At 67.8% G+C, this 15,511-nt stretch carries 12 protein-coding genes; 5 read left to right on the top strand and 7 right to left on the bottom strand.

Annotation, left to right across the window (positions count from 1 at the left end; all coding sequences use genetic code 11):
• Positions 1-33 precede the first annotated feature (33 nt).
• Positions 34-1,317, bottom strand: a complete 1,284-nt coding sequence (hemA, locus tag QZH52_RS01270) for a glutamyl-tRNA reductase (RefSeq protein WP_301802657.1) — start codon at positions 1,315-1,317, stop codon at positions 34-36.
• An 81-nt stretch (positions 1,318-1,398) separates the two neighbouring features.
• On the opposite strand from hemA, the gene QZH52_RS01265 reads away from it, so the two are divergent.
• The gene (locus tag QZH52_RS01265) at positions 1,399-1,680 is read left to right on the top strand and encodes a hypothetical protein (RefSeq protein WP_301802656.1); all 282 of its coding nucleotides are present in this window, start codon (positions 1,399-1,401) and stop codon (positions 1,678-1,680) included.
• Here the strand turns inward: QZH52_RS01265 and QZH52_RS01260 are convergent.
• The 6 genes from QZH52_RS01260 to ugpB form a co-directional block, all read right to left on the bottom strand.
• Positions 1,677-4,145: a DUF3772 domain-containing protein gene (locus QZH52_RS01260; protein WP_301802654.1), complete on the bottom strand. Its 2,469-nt coding sequence runs from the start codon at positions 4,143-4,145 to the stop codon at positions 1,677-1,679. The two genes, QZH52_RS01265 and QZH52_RS01260, sit on opposite strands and share 4 nt — an antisense overlap.
• A gap of 75 nt (positions 4,146-4,220) precedes the next feature.
• On the bottom strand, positions 4,221-4,958 hold the full coding sequence (gene ugpQ / locus QZH52_RS01255) for a glycerophosphodiester phosphodiesterase (RefSeq protein ID WP_301802653.1): 738 nt from the start codon (positions 4,956-4,958) through the stop codon (positions 4,221-4,223).
• Complete coding sequence (gene ugpC, locus QZH52_RS01250) at positions 4,955-5,962, bottom strand: sn-glycerol-3-phosphate ABC transporter ATP-binding protein UgpC (protein ID WP_286536238.1); 1,008 nt, start codon at positions 5,960-5,962, stop codon at positions 4,955-4,957. Before ugpC ends, ugpQ begins: the two co-directional genes overlap by 4 nt.
• A 46-nt stretch (positions 5,963-6,008) precedes the next feature.
• Complete coding sequence (gene ugpE, locus QZH52_RS01245) at positions 6,009-6,860, bottom strand: sn-glycerol-3-phosphate ABC transporter permease UgpE (RefSeq protein ID WP_286536237.1); 852 nt, start codon at positions 6,858-6,860, stop codon at positions 6,009-6,011.
• On the bottom strand, positions 6,860-7,741 hold the full coding sequence (gene ugpA, locus QZH52_RS01240) for a sn-glycerol-3-phosphate ABC transporter permease UgpA (RefSeq protein WP_286523401.1): 882 nt from the start codon (positions 7,739-7,741) through the stop codon (positions 6,860-6,862). The genes ugpE and ugpA overlap by 1 nt, the downstream gene beginning before the upstream one ends.
• Positions 7,742-7,898: 157 nt before the next feature.
• Complete coding sequence (gene ugpB, locus QZH52_RS01235; RefSeq protein WP_286536236.1) at positions 7,899-9,209, bottom strand: sn-glycerol-3-phosphate ABC transporter substrate-binding protein UgpB; 1,311 nt, start codon at positions 9,207-9,209, stop codon at positions 7,899-7,901.
• 183 nt (positions 9,210-9,392) lie between these two features.
• Between ugpB and serA the strand changes: the two genes are divergently transcribed.
• The 4 genes from serA to QZH52_RS01215 all read left to right on the top strand — a co-directional run bounded on the left by serA (position 9,393) and on the right by QZH52_RS01215 (position 15,481).
• On the top strand, positions 9,393-10,622 hold the full coding sequence (serA, locus tag QZH52_RS01230) for a phosphoglycerate dehydrogenase (RefSeq protein WP_286536234.1): 1,230 nt from the start codon (positions 9,393-9,395) through the stop codon (positions 10,620-10,622).
• 97 nt (positions 10,623-10,719) lie between these two features.
• Positions 10,720-14,607: an FAD/FMN-binding oxidoreductase gene (locus QZH52_RS01225; RefSeq protein ID WP_301802644.1), complete on the top strand. Its 3,888-nt coding sequence runs from the start codon at positions 10,720-10,722 to the stop codon at positions 14,605-14,607.
• Positions 14,607-15,050, top strand: coding sequence for an HIT family protein (locus QZH52_RS01220; protein ID WP_301802641.1), 444 nt, complete (start codon positions 14,607-14,609; stop codon positions 15,048-15,050). The genes QZH52_RS01225 and QZH52_RS01220 overlap by 1 nt, the downstream gene beginning before the upstream one ends.
• Complete coding sequence (locus tag QZH52_RS01215; RefSeq protein WP_301802639.1) at positions 15,050-15,481, top strand: gamma-butyrobetaine hydroxylase family protein; 432 nt, start codon at positions 15,050-15,052, stop codon at positions 15,479-15,481. The genes QZH52_RS01220 and QZH52_RS01215 overlap by 1 nt, the downstream gene beginning before the upstream one ends.
• Positions 15,482-15,511 lie beyond the last annotated feature (30 nt).

The following is a 15,511-nucleotide window of genomic DNA, read 5'->3' as shown; positions in this document are numbered from 1 at the left end:
CGGCAGGCGGCGCCGCCGGGACGGCCAGCGTCGCTAACGCTCTTTGCGCGGTTCGTTGCGCAGGAACAGGCGCGAGATCGTCTCTGCCGTCTGCTCGCGGGCCGCGGCATCGCCGGCGTGCAGCTCGGCCATCGCCCCGTGCAGCATCTTCTGCGTCAGGCCGCGCGACAGGGCTTCGAGCACCGCATCGACGTCTTCGCCCCGGGCCAGCAGCTTGCGCGCGCGGGCCAGTTCGGCGGCGCGCCATTCGTCGGTCTGGGCGTTGAGCTGGCGGATCAGCGGCACCGTGCCGCGCTGGTCGAGCCAGTGCATGAAGCTCTGCACGCCGGCATCGATGATGACCTCGGCCTGCGCCACGGCGGCCTGCCGGTTGGCGTGGCCCTGCTGCACCACCTGCGCCAGGTCGTCCACCGTGTAGAGATAGACGTCCTCGAGTGCCTTCACTTCGGGTTCGATGTCGCGCGGCACCGCCAGGTCGACCATGAACATCGGGCGGTGCCGGCGCACCTTGAGCGCGCGCTCGACCGCGCCCAGGCCGATCAGCGGCAGCGTGCTGGCGGTGCAGCTCACGACGATGTCGAACTCGGCCAGCCGGGCCGGCAGGTCGGCCAGCCGCATCGCCTCGCCGCCGAAGCGCGAGGCCAGCTTTTCGCCGCGTTCCAGAGTGCGGTTGGCGATCACGATGGATTTGGGCTGGCGGGCCGCGAAGTGGGTCGCCGCCAGGTCGATCATCTCGCCGGCGCCGATGAAAAGCACGCGCGTGTGCCGCAGGTCTTCGAACAGCTGGCCGGCCAGGCGTACGGCGGCGGCGGCCATGCTGATCGAATGGGCGCCGATCTCGGTCGCGGTGCGCACCTCCTTGGCGACCGCGAAGGAGCGCTGGAACAGCTGGTTCAGGGTGCTGCCGAGGGCGCCGGCGGTCTCGGCGGCACGCACGGCGTCTTTCATCTGGCCGAGGATCTGGGGCTCGCCGAGCACCATCGAATCGAGCCCGCTCGCGACCCGGAAGGCGTGGCGCGCGGCGTGGTCGTCGTGCAGGGTGTAGGCGTGCGAGCGAAGCAGGGCCGGCGAGACGCCGCCGCTGTGGGCCAGCCAGTCGACCGTGTGCTCGAGCGCGACCTGGTCGGCGGCGCAATAGATCTCGGTGCGGTTGCAGGTCGAGATGATCGCGGCCTCGACGCCGGGATGGCGGTTCGAGCCGAAGGAGTGGCGCAGGCTGTGCAGTGTCGGGGCGATCTGGTCGATGGCGAACGCGAAACGACCGCGCAGGTCGAGCGGCGCGGTCGTGTGGTTCAAGCCGAGGGCCCAGACTGACATAGCAGCTGATTATAAAATGGGCAAGGCCCAGACCACCCGCGGCCTGAAAAAAGGCCGCAAACTGATCGGCGACCCCCTGACATGGCACCGCTGGACCTTTTCAATCACCTGCTGAATTTCGTCGCACCGGCCTTTGCGGTCGGCTTCCTTTCGGCGCTGCTGGGTCGGTTGACGATGCGAAAAGCGGCTGGAGCCATGGCCTGGTGGCGTCAGGGCGCTATCAATTTTATAGTGGGGGTGGCCGTGCTGGCAGGCGGGCTGGTCTTTTTCGGCCGCGACGGCAAGATGGCGACTTACGCGGCCCTGGTGCTGGCCTGTGCCTCCAGCCAGTGGCTGCTGGCCGGCAGCTGGCGCCGTTCCTAGGTCGCCATACCCGGCAGAACGGGCGGCGGTGGCGGCACCACGGTCGCCGGCGCGGGCGGTCCACCCGGATAAGGGGGCGCCCCCGGATAGGCCGCCATCGGCAGTTCGGCCGCGCGCAAACCGTCGAGCATGGCGAACAGAACGTCGCTGCGCACGCCGCCGGCCAGCCGCGGGCTTTGCACGTAGGCGACCGCCTGGAAGATCAGGAATCCCACCTCCACGCCCTCGAGCGTGACCGAGGGGGCGGGACTCGCCAGCACGCCGGGGTGCTCGGCGAACGCCGCCAGCATGACTTCCCGGGCCCGCGTCGCGTGGGTCGTGAGCGGCATCGGCAGCCGAATCAACACCCGTCCCTCGGCGTTGGCGAGGGTCATGTTGCGCACGGTCTTGGTGATGAACTCGGAGTTCGGCACGATCATGGTGGAGCGATCCCCCAGCTGGATCTCGGTGGCGCGCACGTTGATGCGGCGCACGTCGCCCTCGGCATTGCCCAGCACCACCCAGTCGCCGACCTTGACCGGCCGCTCGGCCAGCAGGATCAGGCCCGAGATGAAGTTCTGCACGATGGCCTGCAACCCGAAGCCGATGCCGACCGACAGCGCGCTCGCCACCCAGGCGATGCGCTCGATGCCGATGCCCAGCGCCGAGAGTCCGAAGGCGACCACCAGGATGCCGCCGACGTAGCCGAGCAGGGTGGTGATCGAACTCTGCATACCGGGCTCGAGCCCGGTATGCGGCAGGAATTGCTGTTCGAGCCAGCGCTTGACCACCCGCAGCGCGATGAAGCCGACCACCAGCACCGTGACGGCGCTGATGATCGCGCTGGGCACCAGTTGGATCTCGCCGATCTTGATCCCGCCGCCGAACTTGCCGCTGCGCTGGTAGACCTCGCCGGGGCTGGTCCCCAGTGGCGTGGCGAGCGCGATCACCATGTAGAAGAACAGGATCACGCGGCTCAGGCCGGAGAGCACCACCGCCGCCTGGTCGAGCGTGCGCGGTTCCAGGCCGAAGCTCAATTGAAGCCGCTGGCCGAAATTGCTGCGCGACGACACCACCGCCACGAAGAGGTCGTCGGCGAACTTGAACAGCACGTAGAAGGCCGCGGCCACGATGCCGGCCCAGGTGAGCTGGCTGGCCAAGAAGCTCGCCATCGCGACATAGCCGGTCGCCACCAGCACCCAGATCCCGATCAAGATCAGCGTGACCGCCGCGAGCAGCACGCCGACCCACATGGGCCGCTCGTCGAGGCTGCCCTTGGGGGGCTCGGGCGCGACGACGGCCGGCGCCGGGCCCGGCGGGGCTTCCTTCGGCGGCGCCGCCGCGGGCGGCTCGGCCACCGGCGCGCCGTGCAGGCGCAGCAGCATCGCGCCGATCATGGCGGTCAGGATCAGGGCCGTCATCACGTGGGTGGCGACGACCGCGGCGAAGCTGGCCTCGACGACGGCGTTGATCTGGGTCGGCGCCCAGACAACTATCGCCACCAGCGCCATGACCCAGGGGAAGGGCGCGAGCCGTTCCGCCATCGGGTCGGAGATCGGCGGCAACCGCCACGAGGGACGCCCGTTGGACAGCAGCGCGCGCCCGAGCCCGACCACGAAAGCGATGAAGATGCTGGACTGGACCACGCTCTGCGCCAGCTTGCGGGTCTGCGGGCCCCAGACGCCGTGGTTGTCGAACACCGAGAACGCGCCTTGCGCGGCCACTCCGACCAGCACCATGTTGGTGGTCACTATCGCGATCACCAACAGCGAGCGCCGCAGGCGCCCGGGCGGCAGGTAGCTCGCGGCGAACCGGGCCAGCGCCCGCTCGGCCAGCCAGTTGCCCAGCAGTGCCAGCAGCAAGGCGGCGGCCAGCGTGCCCAGCACCGGGGCGGCGTTGTCCGGGCTGCGCGCGGCCTCGAAGCCGCTCTCGAACTCGGCGCCGAGCCTCTCGAGCCGCGCGACGTCGCCGGACCAGGCGTCGGCGATGTCCTCCCAGAACTCCCGCCCGAGCGGCGAGGGCGCGCGTTCGGTCAGCTGGGCCTCGAACAGGGCACGCCGCTTGTTCAGCAGGTCGTTGGCGCGTTGCTGCGCATCCACCGACACCAGCCGCGCCAGCCGGATATTGGCATCCAGCGCATTGCGGTCCCGGGTCAGCGCCGCCCGGCGGCGGGTGATGTCGGGGTTTTCGGTGGTGCCCGCGGCGGGCGCGTTGCCGAGCTCGCCGAGCCGGGCGTTCATATCGTTCAGCTCGCCGGTGCGCGCGGCGATGAACTTGTCGGTCGCGGTGCTGATGGCGTTGAGCTGCTCGACCACGCCGCGCACGTCGGCGCTGGTCTCCACCGAAGACGGGATCGCTTCGAGCTGGCTGCGCAGGGCAGCCACCGTGGGGGCGGCATCGGGCGCGGCGGGGGCTTGTGCCCAGGCGCCGCCGCCGCACAGCGCGACAGCCAGCAGGAGGGCCGGGAGACGGAGGAGCCAGCGCATGGGCTTCATCATAAAAGCCGGCGGACCGGATCGATGTCGGCCGAGGGCGCGCTCAGGCCGGCGCCGGGCCGGCATTCAGGCCGGACTGAATCGATCGACGCGGTCGGTGATGATGCCATCGGTGCCGAGCGCGAGCAGCCGTTCGGCCGCCCATTCGTCGTTGACGGTGTAGCTCAACGCACGAAGGCCGGCGGCATGCACCTGCGCCACGGTCGCGGCGTCCCAGAGCGCGTAGTTGCAGACGACCGCGACGCAGCCGAGCGCGAGCGCGGTGGCTAGCCAGCCCGCGGGCAGCGTGTCCAGCAGCAGGCCGCGCGGCAGTCCCGGCTGGGCGGCGAGGGCGCCGCGCAGGGCGTCCGGGGCGAAGGAGGTCAGGAAGGGCGGAGGCTGGGTAGCGTCGGTCCAGAGCCGCGCCGCGTGGTTGGCGACGACCTCGCCGGTGCGGCGCTCGGTGCCCGGTGTCGGCTTGATCTCGATGTTGAGCGCGTGGCGGTTGGCTTGGCAGAAGCGGATCAGGCCCTCGAGGCTGGCCAGTGGCTCGCCGGCGTAGCGCCGCGAGTGCCAGCCACCGCCATCGAGCTGCGACAGCGCCGCCCACGGCAGCTCGCCGGCGACCCCGCGCCCGTTGCTGGTGCGCTCGAGCGTCGCGTCGTGCAGCAGGAAGGGCACGCCGTCGGCGCTCAGCTTGGCGTCGCATTCGAACATCCGGAAGCCATGCTCGGCGCCGAGACGGAACGCCGCCAGCGTGTTTTCCGGCGCCAGCTTGCCGGCACCGCGATGGGCGATCCAGCGCGGGTAGGGCCAGTCGGTCATGGGCTTCGTTTTCCGGAGCCGGCGTCGAACCAGTGCAGCTTGTCCTGGCGGGCCGCGATCTTGACGGTGTCGCCGGCGACCGGCGGCGCCTGGCCTTCGTCGACCCGCATGATCAGCGGTTCCTCGCCGATGCGGCCGTAGATCAGGCGCTCGGCGCCCAGCAACTCGACATGCTCGACCTGCACCGACCAGCCGTTGGCGTCGAGGCTCAGGTGCTCGGGCCGGATGCCGAGGATCATGCCGGGACGCACACCCGGCGCGTGCCGCAGCAGGTTCATCGGCGGCGAGCCGATGAAGCTGGCGACGAAGGTGGTCGCAGGCCGCGAATAGACCTCTTCGGGGGTGGCGAACTGGTCCATCACGCCGCCGTTCATCACGATGATCCGCTCGGCCAAGGTCATGGCCTCGACCTGGTCGTGGGTGACGAACAGCGAGGTGATGCCGAGCTCGCGGTGCAGTTTCTGTATCTCGAGGCGGGTCTGGGCGCGCAGCTTGGCGTCCAGGTTCGACAGCGGCTCGTCGAACAGGAAGACCTTCGGCTGGCGCACGATCGCGCGGCCCATGGCGACGCGCTGGCGCTGGCCGCCCGAGAGCTCGCGCGGCTTGCGCGTGAGCAGGTGGCCGAGCTCGAGGATGCCGGCCGCCTTGTCGACCCGGGTCTTGATCTCAGGCACCGGCACCTTGGCGATCTTCAGGCCATAGGCCATGTTGTCGAACACCGTCATGTGCGGGTAGAGCGCGTAGTTCTGGAACACCATCGCGATGTCCCGCTCGGAGGGCTCGAGGTTGTTGACCACGCGGTCGCCGATGCGGATCTCGCCGGCGCTGATTTCTTCCAGCCCCGCGACCATGCGCAGCAGGGTCGACTTGCCGCAGCCCGAGGGGCCGACGATGACGACGAACTCGTGGTCGGGGATCTCGGCGCTCACGCCGTGAATGACCTGGTTGGCTTTCGGGCCGTGGCCGTAGCGCTTGATGACGTTGCGAAGTGAGAGGGCAGCCATATCTAGTCGGTTGAAGGCAAGGGGTGGACCGGGGAGGGTGGGCGGGTCACTTCTCGGTGTCCACCAGTCCCTTGACGAACCATTTCTGCATCAGGATCACCACCAGTGCGGGCGGCAGCATGGCCAGCAGCGCGGTCGCCATCACGATGTTCCATTCGTTCTGTCCGTCGCCGCCGGCGATCATCCGCTTGATGCCGATCACCACCGGGTACATGTCTTCGCTGGTGGTGGCGAGCAGGGGCCACAGGTACTGGTTCCAGCCGTAGATGAACTGGATCACGAACAGCGCCGCGATCGAGGTCTTCGACAGCGGCAGCAGCACGTCCCAGAAGAAGCGCATCGGGCCGGCGCCGTCCATGCGGGCGGCCTCGATCAGCTCGTCGGGCACGGTCAGGAAGAACTGCCGGAACAGGAAGGTCGCGGTCGCCGAGGCGATCAGCGGCACCGTCAGGCCGGCGTAGCTGTTGAGCATGCCGAGGTCCGACACCACCTGGTAGGTCGGACCGATGCGGACCTCGACCGGCAGCATCAGGGTGATGAAGATGGCCCAGAAGCAAAGCGACTTGAACGGAAAGCGGAAGTACACGACCGCGAACGCGGAGAGCAGCGAGATCGCGATCTTGCCGAAGGTGATGACCAGCGCCGTCACCAGGCTGACCCACATCATGCGGGCCACCGGCGCGGTCGAGCCGGCGCCGGCCGTGCGGCCGAACAGGGCCGACTTGTAGGTCTCCCAGAGGTGGCCGCCGGGCAGGAGCGGCATCGGTGCCTGGACGATCTCCTGCGCCGTGTGGCTCGACGCCACGAACGCCAGGTAGAGCGGGAAGGCGACGATCAGCACGCCGAAGATCATCACGGCGTGGGCCAGGATGCCCAGGGACGGGTTTCGCTCGACCATCAGTAGTTCACCTTTTTCTCGACATAGCGGAACTGGACGACCGTGAGAACGACGACGATCGCCATCAGCACGACCGACTGCGCGGCCGAGCCGCCGAGGTCCATCGCCTTGAAGCCGTCGTAGTAGACCTTGTAGACCAGGATCGTGGTGGCGCGGCCCGGCCCGCCCTGGGTCGCGGCATCGACGATCGCGAAGGTGTCGAAGAAGGCGTACACCACGTTGATCACCAGCAGGAAAAAGGTGGTCGGCGACAGCAGCGGGAACTGCACGGTCCAGAAGCGGCGCCAGGGTCCGGCGCCGTCGATGGCCGCCGCCTCGATCAGCGACTTGGGGATCGACTGCAGGCCGGCCAGGAAGAACAGGAAGTTGTAGGAGATCTGCTTCCAGACCGCCGCCATGACGATCAGGGTCATGGCGTGGGTCCCGTTGAGCAGGTGGTTCCAGTCGATGCCGACCTTGGCCAATGCGTACGCCACCACGCCCAGCGACGGCGAGAACATAAAGACCCAGAGCACCGCGGCCACCGCGGGCGCCACCGCGTACGGCAGGATCAGCAGCGTCTTGTAGATCATCGCCCCGCGCACGATGCGGTCCGCGAAGACCGCCAGCACCAGCGAGATCGTGAGGCCGAAGAAGGCCACCAGGATCGAGAACAGCGCCGTGGTCTCGAACGAGGCGATGTACTTCGGGTCCGCGAACAGCTGCTTGAAGTTGTCGAGGCCGACCCATTCGGTCGAGGTGCCGAACGCGTCCTGCATCTGCATCGACTGCAGCAGCGCCTGGCTCGCCGGCCAGAAGAAGAACACGATGATGACGATCATCTGCGGCGCGAGCAGCGCCCACGGCAGCCAGCCCGAGCGAAAGACGACGCGTTTTTCCATGGATCCCTCAAAAAGAAACCCCGCCGATTCTTGAGCCCGGCGGGGCTGCGAGTCTAACTGTGTCTCAACTGTGTCAGCCCCGCCAGCAGGAGCCCTCCCCGCCCGGCGGGGAGGGTTGGGAGGGGTGCGGCAATGCAGCGCAAGCTAACAAGGGCTTTCAGCCCTTGTTAGCTTTCTGGAACTTTTCCAGTTGCTCGTTGCCGCGGGTCACGATGGCGTCGAGGGCTTCCTTGGCGGTCTTCTTGCCGCTCCAGACCTGTTCGAGCTCTTCGTCCTCGATGGCGCGGATCTGGACGTAGTTGCCCAGGCGGATGCCGCGGCTCTTGTCGGTCACCTTGCGGATCATCTGGGTCACGGCGACGTCGGTCCCCGGGTGTTCCTTGTAGAAGCCGGACTTGTCGGTGAGCTGGTAGGCGGCTGTGGTGATCGGCAGGTAGCCGGTGCGCTTGTGGCTGGCCGACTGCACTTCAGGCGTCGAGATGAAGCTGAAGAACTTGGCGATGCCCTTGTACTCCTCGGGCTTCTTGCCCGCCATCACCCACAGGCTGGCGCCGCCGATGACCGTGTTCTGGGGCGCGCCCGGGACATCGGGGTAGTAGGGCAGCGCGGTCAGGCCGTAGGCGAACTTGGCGTTCTTCGCCACGTTGCCGTAGAAGCCCGACGAGGTGGCGATCATGGCGCACTCGCCCGACACGAACGAAGCCTCGGGCACGTTGCCGCGGCCCTTGTAGATGAACAGGCCCTGCTTGGCCATGCTCGCGAGGTTCTCGACGTGGCGTTGGTGCAGCGGCGAATTGACTTTCAGGCGGGTGTCCAGGCCGGACAGGCCGTTGTTCTTGCTCGCGAACTCGACGTTGTGCCAGGCCGAGAAGCTCTCGATCTGGGTCCAGTTCTGCCAGGCGGTCGTGAACGGGCACTTGTGGCCGCTGGCCTTGAGCTTGGCGGCGGCGGCGACCACCTCGGGCCAGGTGGCGGGCGCCTTGTCGGTGGGCAGGCCGGCCGCCTTGAAGGCGTCCTTGTTGAAATAGAAGATGGTGGTCGAGCTGTTGAACGGGAAGCTCAGCATCTGGCCGCTGGGCGCCGTGTAATAGCCGGCCACCGCGGGGATGTAGGCGCTCGGGTCGAACTTCTCGCCGGCGTCCTTCATGACCTGGCCGACCGGGACGATGGCGCCCTTGCTGGCCATCATGGTCGCGGTGCCGACTTCGAACACCTGCAGGATGTGCGGCGCGTTGCCGGCCCGGAAGGCGGCGACGGCGGCGGTCATCGATTCGTCGTACTGGCCCTTATAGGTCGGCACGATCTTGAATTCTTTCTGGCTCTCGTTGAACTGCCGGGCCAGGTCGTTGACCCATTCGCCGTTGACGGCGGTCATGGAATGCCACCACTGGATCTCGGTCTGTGCCAACGCGGAAGTGGAAAGCGTCACAGCCAGCGCCGATGCCATGGCGAGCGTTTTGAATCGCATGAAGACTCCTGAGGGGGAAATGAAAGCGCGGATGCTAGGTCGTGCGTATGACACGACAGCGTCACATTTTTTGACAATCCCGGAGTGTGCACCAACGGGGGAAACCCTTTTGGTGCGCCGCGGCGTGCGCTGCATGCTGCGGCGCACCATGCTAGCATCGTCCCTCGACTTCCTGGCCCCGGAATGAGCAAGACTTCACTCGACAAAAGCAAGATCAAGTTTCTCCTGCTCGAGGGCATCCACCCCTCGGCCGTCGAGGTGCTGCGGGCCGCCGGCTACAGCAACATCGAATCGCTCCCGGGCGCCTTGCCGGACGCCGAACTCAAGGCACGCGTCGCCGACGTCCATTTCCTCGGGATCCGCTCACGCACGCAATTGACCGCCGAGGTGTTCGCCGAGGCCCAGAAGCTGGTGGCCGTCGGCTGCTTCTGCATCGGCACCAATCAGGTCGACCTGGAAGCCGCGCGCGAACACGGCGTGGCGGTCTTCAATGCGCCCTATTCGAACACCCGCTCGGTCGCCGAACTGGTGCTGGCCGAAGCCATCCTGCTGCTGCGCGGCGTGCCCGAGAAAAGCGCGGTGGCCCACCGCGGCGGTTGGCTCAAGTCGGCCGACAACGCCTTCGAGATCCGCGGCAAGACGCTCGGCATCGTCGGCTACGGCTCGATCGGCGCCCAGCTGTCGGTGCTGGCCGAGGCGCTCGGCATGCAGGTCGCTTTCTTCGACGTCGTCACCAAGCTGCCGCTCGGCAACGCCCGCCAGGTCCGGCTGTTGCCCGACCTGCTGGCGCAGAGCGACATCGTGAGCCTGCATGTGCCCGAGACCCAGGCCACGCAATGGATGATCGGCGCCGCCGAGATCGCCGCCATGAAGCCCGGCGCGATCCTGATCAACGCCTCGCGCGGCACCGTGGTCGAGATCGAGCCGCTGGCCGAGGCGCTGAAGGCCAAGAAGCTGCTGGGCGCCGCGGTCGACGTCTTCCCGGTCGAGCCGCGCAGCAACAAGGACGAGTTCCAGTCGCCGCTGCGCGGGCTCGACAACGTGATCCTGACGCCGCACATCGGCGGCTCCACCATGGAAGCCCAGGCCAACATCGGCCTCGAGGTGGCCGAGAAGCTCGTGAAGTACAGCGACAACGGCACCTCGACCTCGTCCGTGAACTTCCCCGAGGTGGCGCTGCCGGCGCACCCGGGCAAGCACCGGCTGCTGCACGTGCACCGCAACGTCCCGGGCGTGCTGTCGGAGATCAACCGGATCTTTTCCGACAACCACATCAACATCGCCTCGCAGTTCCTGCAGACCAACGAGAAGGTCGGCTACGTGGTGACCGACATCGACGCCGCCTCGTCCGACCTCGCGCTCGAGAAGCTGGCCAAGGTGCCGGGCACGATCCGCAGCCGGGTCCTCTTCTAGGGGCCGATGCCCCTGCCGCCGCACGCCGGCCGGTGCTGCCTTAAAATCCCCACCCCTGGTTGATGGGCGCGCAGCGCCCGACCGAGGCCACTCCCCGATGAATGCTCCGACCGCGTTGACGGCGTTGTTGTCGCAGGCCGCAGAGCCCGCGCGACTGCGTGAGATCCCCTACAACTACACCAGCTTCTCCGATCGCGAGATCGTCATTCGCCTGCTGGGCGAGCGCGGCTGGGAACTGCTGCAGAGCCTGCGCTCCGAGCGCCGCACCGGCCGTTCGGCCCGGATGCTCTACGAGGTGCTGGGCGACATCTGGGTGGTCCAGCGCAACCCCTACCTGGTCGACGACCTGCTGGACAACCCGCGCCGGCGCGGCCAGCTGGTCGAGGCGCTCAACCACCGGCTGGGCGAGGTGCAGAAGCGCCGCACGCCCGCCAGCGACGCCCAGCGCGACGTCTCGGTCGGCGAGCTGACCGACCTGGTGGCCCGGGCGGTGACCGCCTTCGACGCCATGTTCCGCGACGTGGCGGCGCTGCGGCGCAAGGCCACGCGGGCGCTGCGGCGGGTCACGGCCAAGGACAACATCAAGTTCGACGGCCTGTCGCGCGTATCGCACGTGACCGACGCCACCGACTGGCGGGTGGAATACCCTTTCGTGGTGCTGACGCCCGACACCGAGGCCGAGATGGCGGGCCTGGTCAAGAGCTGCATCGAGCTCGGCCTGACCATCGTGCCGCGCGGCGGCGGCACCGGCTACACCGGCGGCGCGATCCCGCTCACCTGGAACAGCGCGGTCCTCAACACCGAGAAGCTCGAGGCCATGACCGAGGTCGAGATGCGCGCGCTGCCGGGTCTTCATGCCCCGGTGGCGACCATCTGGACCGAGGCCGGCGTGGTCACGCAGCGGGTGGCCGATGCGGCCGAGCGCGGCGGTTTCGTGTTCGCGGTCGACCCGACTTCGGCCGAGGCCTCGTGCGTGGGCGGCAACGTGGCGATGAACGCCGGCGGCAAGAAGGCGGTGCTGTGGGGCACCGCGCTCGACAACCTGGCTTCCTGGCGCATGGTGACGCCGGACGCCGAATGGCTCGAGGTCACGCGCATCGGCCACAACCTCGGCAAGATCCACGACGCCGAGAGCGCCGTGTTCGAACTGCAGTATTTCGCCGCCGACGGCAAGACGCCCTTGCGCACCGAGCGGCTCGAGATCCCCGGCAAGACCTTCCGCAAGGAAGGCCTGGGCAAGGACGTGACCGACAAGTTCCTCTCGGGACTGCCCGGCATCCAGAAGGAAGGCTGCGACGGCCTGATCACCAGCTGCCGCTGGATCGTGCACCGCATGCCGGCCCACACCCGCACTGTGTGCCTCGAGTTCTTCGGCAACGCCAAGGACGCGGTGCCCAGCATCGTCGAGATCAAGGACTTCATGTTCGCCGAGCAGAAGCGCTCGGGCGTCCTGCTGGCGGGGCTGGAGCACCTGGACGACCGCTATCTCAAGGCGGTCGGCTACGCGACCAAGTCCAAGCGCCACGGCGGCCTGCCGAAGATGGTGCTGTTCGGCGACATCGCCGGCGACGACGCCGACACGGTGGCGCGCGTCACCTCCGAGGTGGTGCGCATCGCCAACTCGCGCAGCGGCGAGGGCTTCATCGCGATCAGCCCCGAGGCGCGCAAGAAGTTCTGGCTCGACCGCAAGCGCACCGCCGCCATCAGCCGGCACACCAACGCCTTCAAGATCAACGAGGACGTGGTGATCCCGCTGCCGCGGATGGCCGAGTACACCGACGGCATCGAGCGCATCAACATCGAGCTGTCGCTGCAGAACAAGATCGCGCTGGCTGACGAACTCGAAGCCTTCTTGGCGCGCGGCAACCTGCCGCTGGGCAAGAGCGACGACGCCAACGACATCCCTTCCGCCGAGTTGCTGGAAGACCGCGTGGCGCAGGCCGTGGCGCTGGTGCGCGAAGTGCGTTCGCTGTGGCAGGGGTGGCTCGACAACGTCGAGGCGCTGTTTCCACAACTGCAGAACCACTCGCTGCGCGCCAGCTGGAAGACGCAGATCCGCACGCCGCTGGCGACCATCTTCTCGGGAGCCGAATTCGCGCCGATCCTGGCCGAATGCAACCAGATCCACCAGCGCGTGCTCAAGGGCCGCGTGTGGGTCGCGCTGCACATGCACGCCGGTGACGGCAACGTGCACACCAACATCCCGGTCAACAGCGACAACTACGAGATGCTGCAGACCGCCCACGCGGCCGTCGTGCGCATCATGGCGCTGGCGCGCAGCCTCGATGGCGTGATCTCGGGCGAGCATGGCATCGGCATCACGAAGATCGAGTTCCTGAGCGACGCCGAGCTGCAGCCCTTCACCGACTACAAGCAGAAAGTCGACCCTGAAGGCCGCTTCAACAAGGGCAAGCTGCTGCGCGGCAGCGCGCATGCCGGCCCCGACGGGCGGGCGCTGCATGCCGACCTGACCAACGCCTACACGCCGAGCTTCGGCCTGATGGGGCACGAGTCGATCATCATGCAGCAGAGCGACATCGGCGCCATCGCCGACAGCGTCAAGGACTGCCTGCGCTGCGGCAAGTGCAAGCCGGTGTGCGCCACCCACGTGCCGCGCGCCAACCTGCTCTATTCGCCGCGCAACAAGATTCTCGCCACCTCGCTGCTGGTCGAGGCCTTCCTGTATGAGGAGCAGACCCGGCGCGGCGTCAGCATCAAGCACTGGGAAGAGTTCGAGGACGTGGCCGACCACTGCACCGTGTGCCACAAGTGCCTGACGCCGTGCCCGGTCAACATCGACTTCGGCGACGTCTCGATGAACATGCGCAACCTGCTGCGCAAGATGGGGCAGAAGTCGTTCCGGCCCGGCAATGCGGCGGCGATGTTCTTCCTCAACGCGACCAGCCCGCAGACCATCAAGCTGATGCGCACCGGCATGGTCGACATCGGCTTCAAGGCCCAGCGCATGGCCAACGACCTGCTGCGCGGCCTGGCGAAGAAGCAGACCGCCGCCCCGCCGGCGACGCTGGGCCCGGCACCGCTCAAGGAGCAGGTGATCCACTTCATCAACAAGAAGATGCCGGGCGGCTTGCCCAAGAAGACGGCGCGGGCGCTGCTGGACATCGAGGATGCCGACTACGTCCCGATCATCCGCAACCCGCAGGCGACCACGCCCGAGACCGAGGCGGTGTTCTATTTCCCGGGCTGCGGCTCGGAGCGCCTGTTCTCGCAGGTCGGCCTCGCCACCCAGGCGATGCTGTGGCATGCGGGCGTGCAGACCGTGCTGCCGCCGGGCTACCTGTGCTGCGGCTATCCGCAGCGCGGCAGCGGCCAGTTCGACAAGGCCGAGAAGATGATCACCGACAACCGGGTGCTCTTCCACCGCGTCGCCAACACGCTCAACTACCTCGACATCAAGACCGTGGTGGTGAGCTGCGGCACCTGCTACGACCAGCTTCAGGGCTACCAGTTCGACAAGATCTTCCCGGGCTGCCGGATCATCGACATCCACGAATACCTGCTCGAGAAAGGCATCACGCTCGGCGATGCGGGCGGTGGCGGCTACCTCTACCACGACCCCTGCCACACGCCGATGAAGCTGCAGGATCCGATGAAGACCGTGAAGGCGCTGGTCGGCGACAACGTGCTCAAGAACGACCGCTGCTGCGGCGAATCCGGCACGCTGGGCGTGACCCGGCCGGACATCTCGACGCAGATCCGCTTCCGCAAGGAAGAGGAACTGAAGAAGGGCGAGACGGCACTGCGCGAGGCCGGCCAAGTGGCCCCCGGCGCCAACGTCAAGATCCTCACCAGCTGCCCGAGCTGCCTGCAGGGTCTGAGCCGCTACGGCAACGACCTGAACAACGGCCTTCTCGAAGCCGACTACATCGTGGTCGAGATGGCCAACAAGATCCTCGGCGCCGACTGGATGCCGGAATATGTCGCGGCCGCCAACCAGGGCGGCATCGAACGCGTGCTGGTGTGATGGCGCTGCGTGTCGCGGGATGCCCGCTGTGCGACGAACCGGGCGGCCGCCTGGTCTTCCAGAGCGCGAAGCTGCGAGTCATCCATGCGGCCGAGGCGGACTTCCCGGCCTTCTACCGGGTGGTCTGGGCCGACCACGTGGCCGAATGGTCCGACCTGGCGCCCGACGACCGCGCCCTCTGCATGGAGGCCGTGGCCGTGGTGGAGCAATGTCTGCGCGCGCACCTGTCGCCCGCCAAGATCAACCTGGCGGCCCTTGGCAACATGGTGCCGCACCTGCATTGGCACGTGATCGCGCGCTTCGATTGGGACAGCCGCTTTCCTTCGCCCGTGTGGGCCGCGGCCCAGCGTCCGGCCGACCCGCAGCGCGAGCAGGCGATCGCGCAACAATTGCTAGGGCTGGAACGCGACATGGTCCAGCAGCTGGCGACAAGGAGTTTCTGATGGCAGGTTTGCAGGCGGGCGCACCGACCCCGCAGTCGATCACGGTGCACGGCCAGTCGCGCGTGCTGGAGGTCGGCTTTTCCGACGGCGCGACCTTCCGCATCCCGTTCGAGCTGATGCGGATCTATTCGCCCTCGGCCGAGGTGCAGGGCCACGGACCCGGGCAGGAGGTGCTGCAGACGGGCAAGCGCAATGTCGAGCTGGTCGACCTGCAGCCGGTCGGCAACTACGCGGTGCAGCCGACCTTCAGCGATGGCCACGACAGCGGCATCTTCTCGTGGGACCTGCTCTACGACCTCGGCGCCCGGGAGGCCGAGCTGTGGGCCGCGTACGAACAGCGCCTGGCTGCGGCCGGCGTCGATCGCGACGCGCCGATGGCCGACAAACCCGCGGCTTCCGGCCACGGCGGACACGCCTGCGGCAACCACTGAACGACCAAATTCCGGATTCCTTGCGGGGTA

This window comes from Variovorax ginsengisoli (assembly GCF_030486595.1).
In the GTDB taxonomy this organism is placed as follows: domain Bacteria; phylum Pseudomonadota; class Gammaproteobacteria; order Burkholderiales; family Burkholderiaceae_C; genus Variovorax; species Variovorax ginsengisoli_B.
The sequence above is the reverse complement of the archived record's forward strand: the minus strand, read 5'-3'. Positions and strand labels throughout refer to the sequence as shown.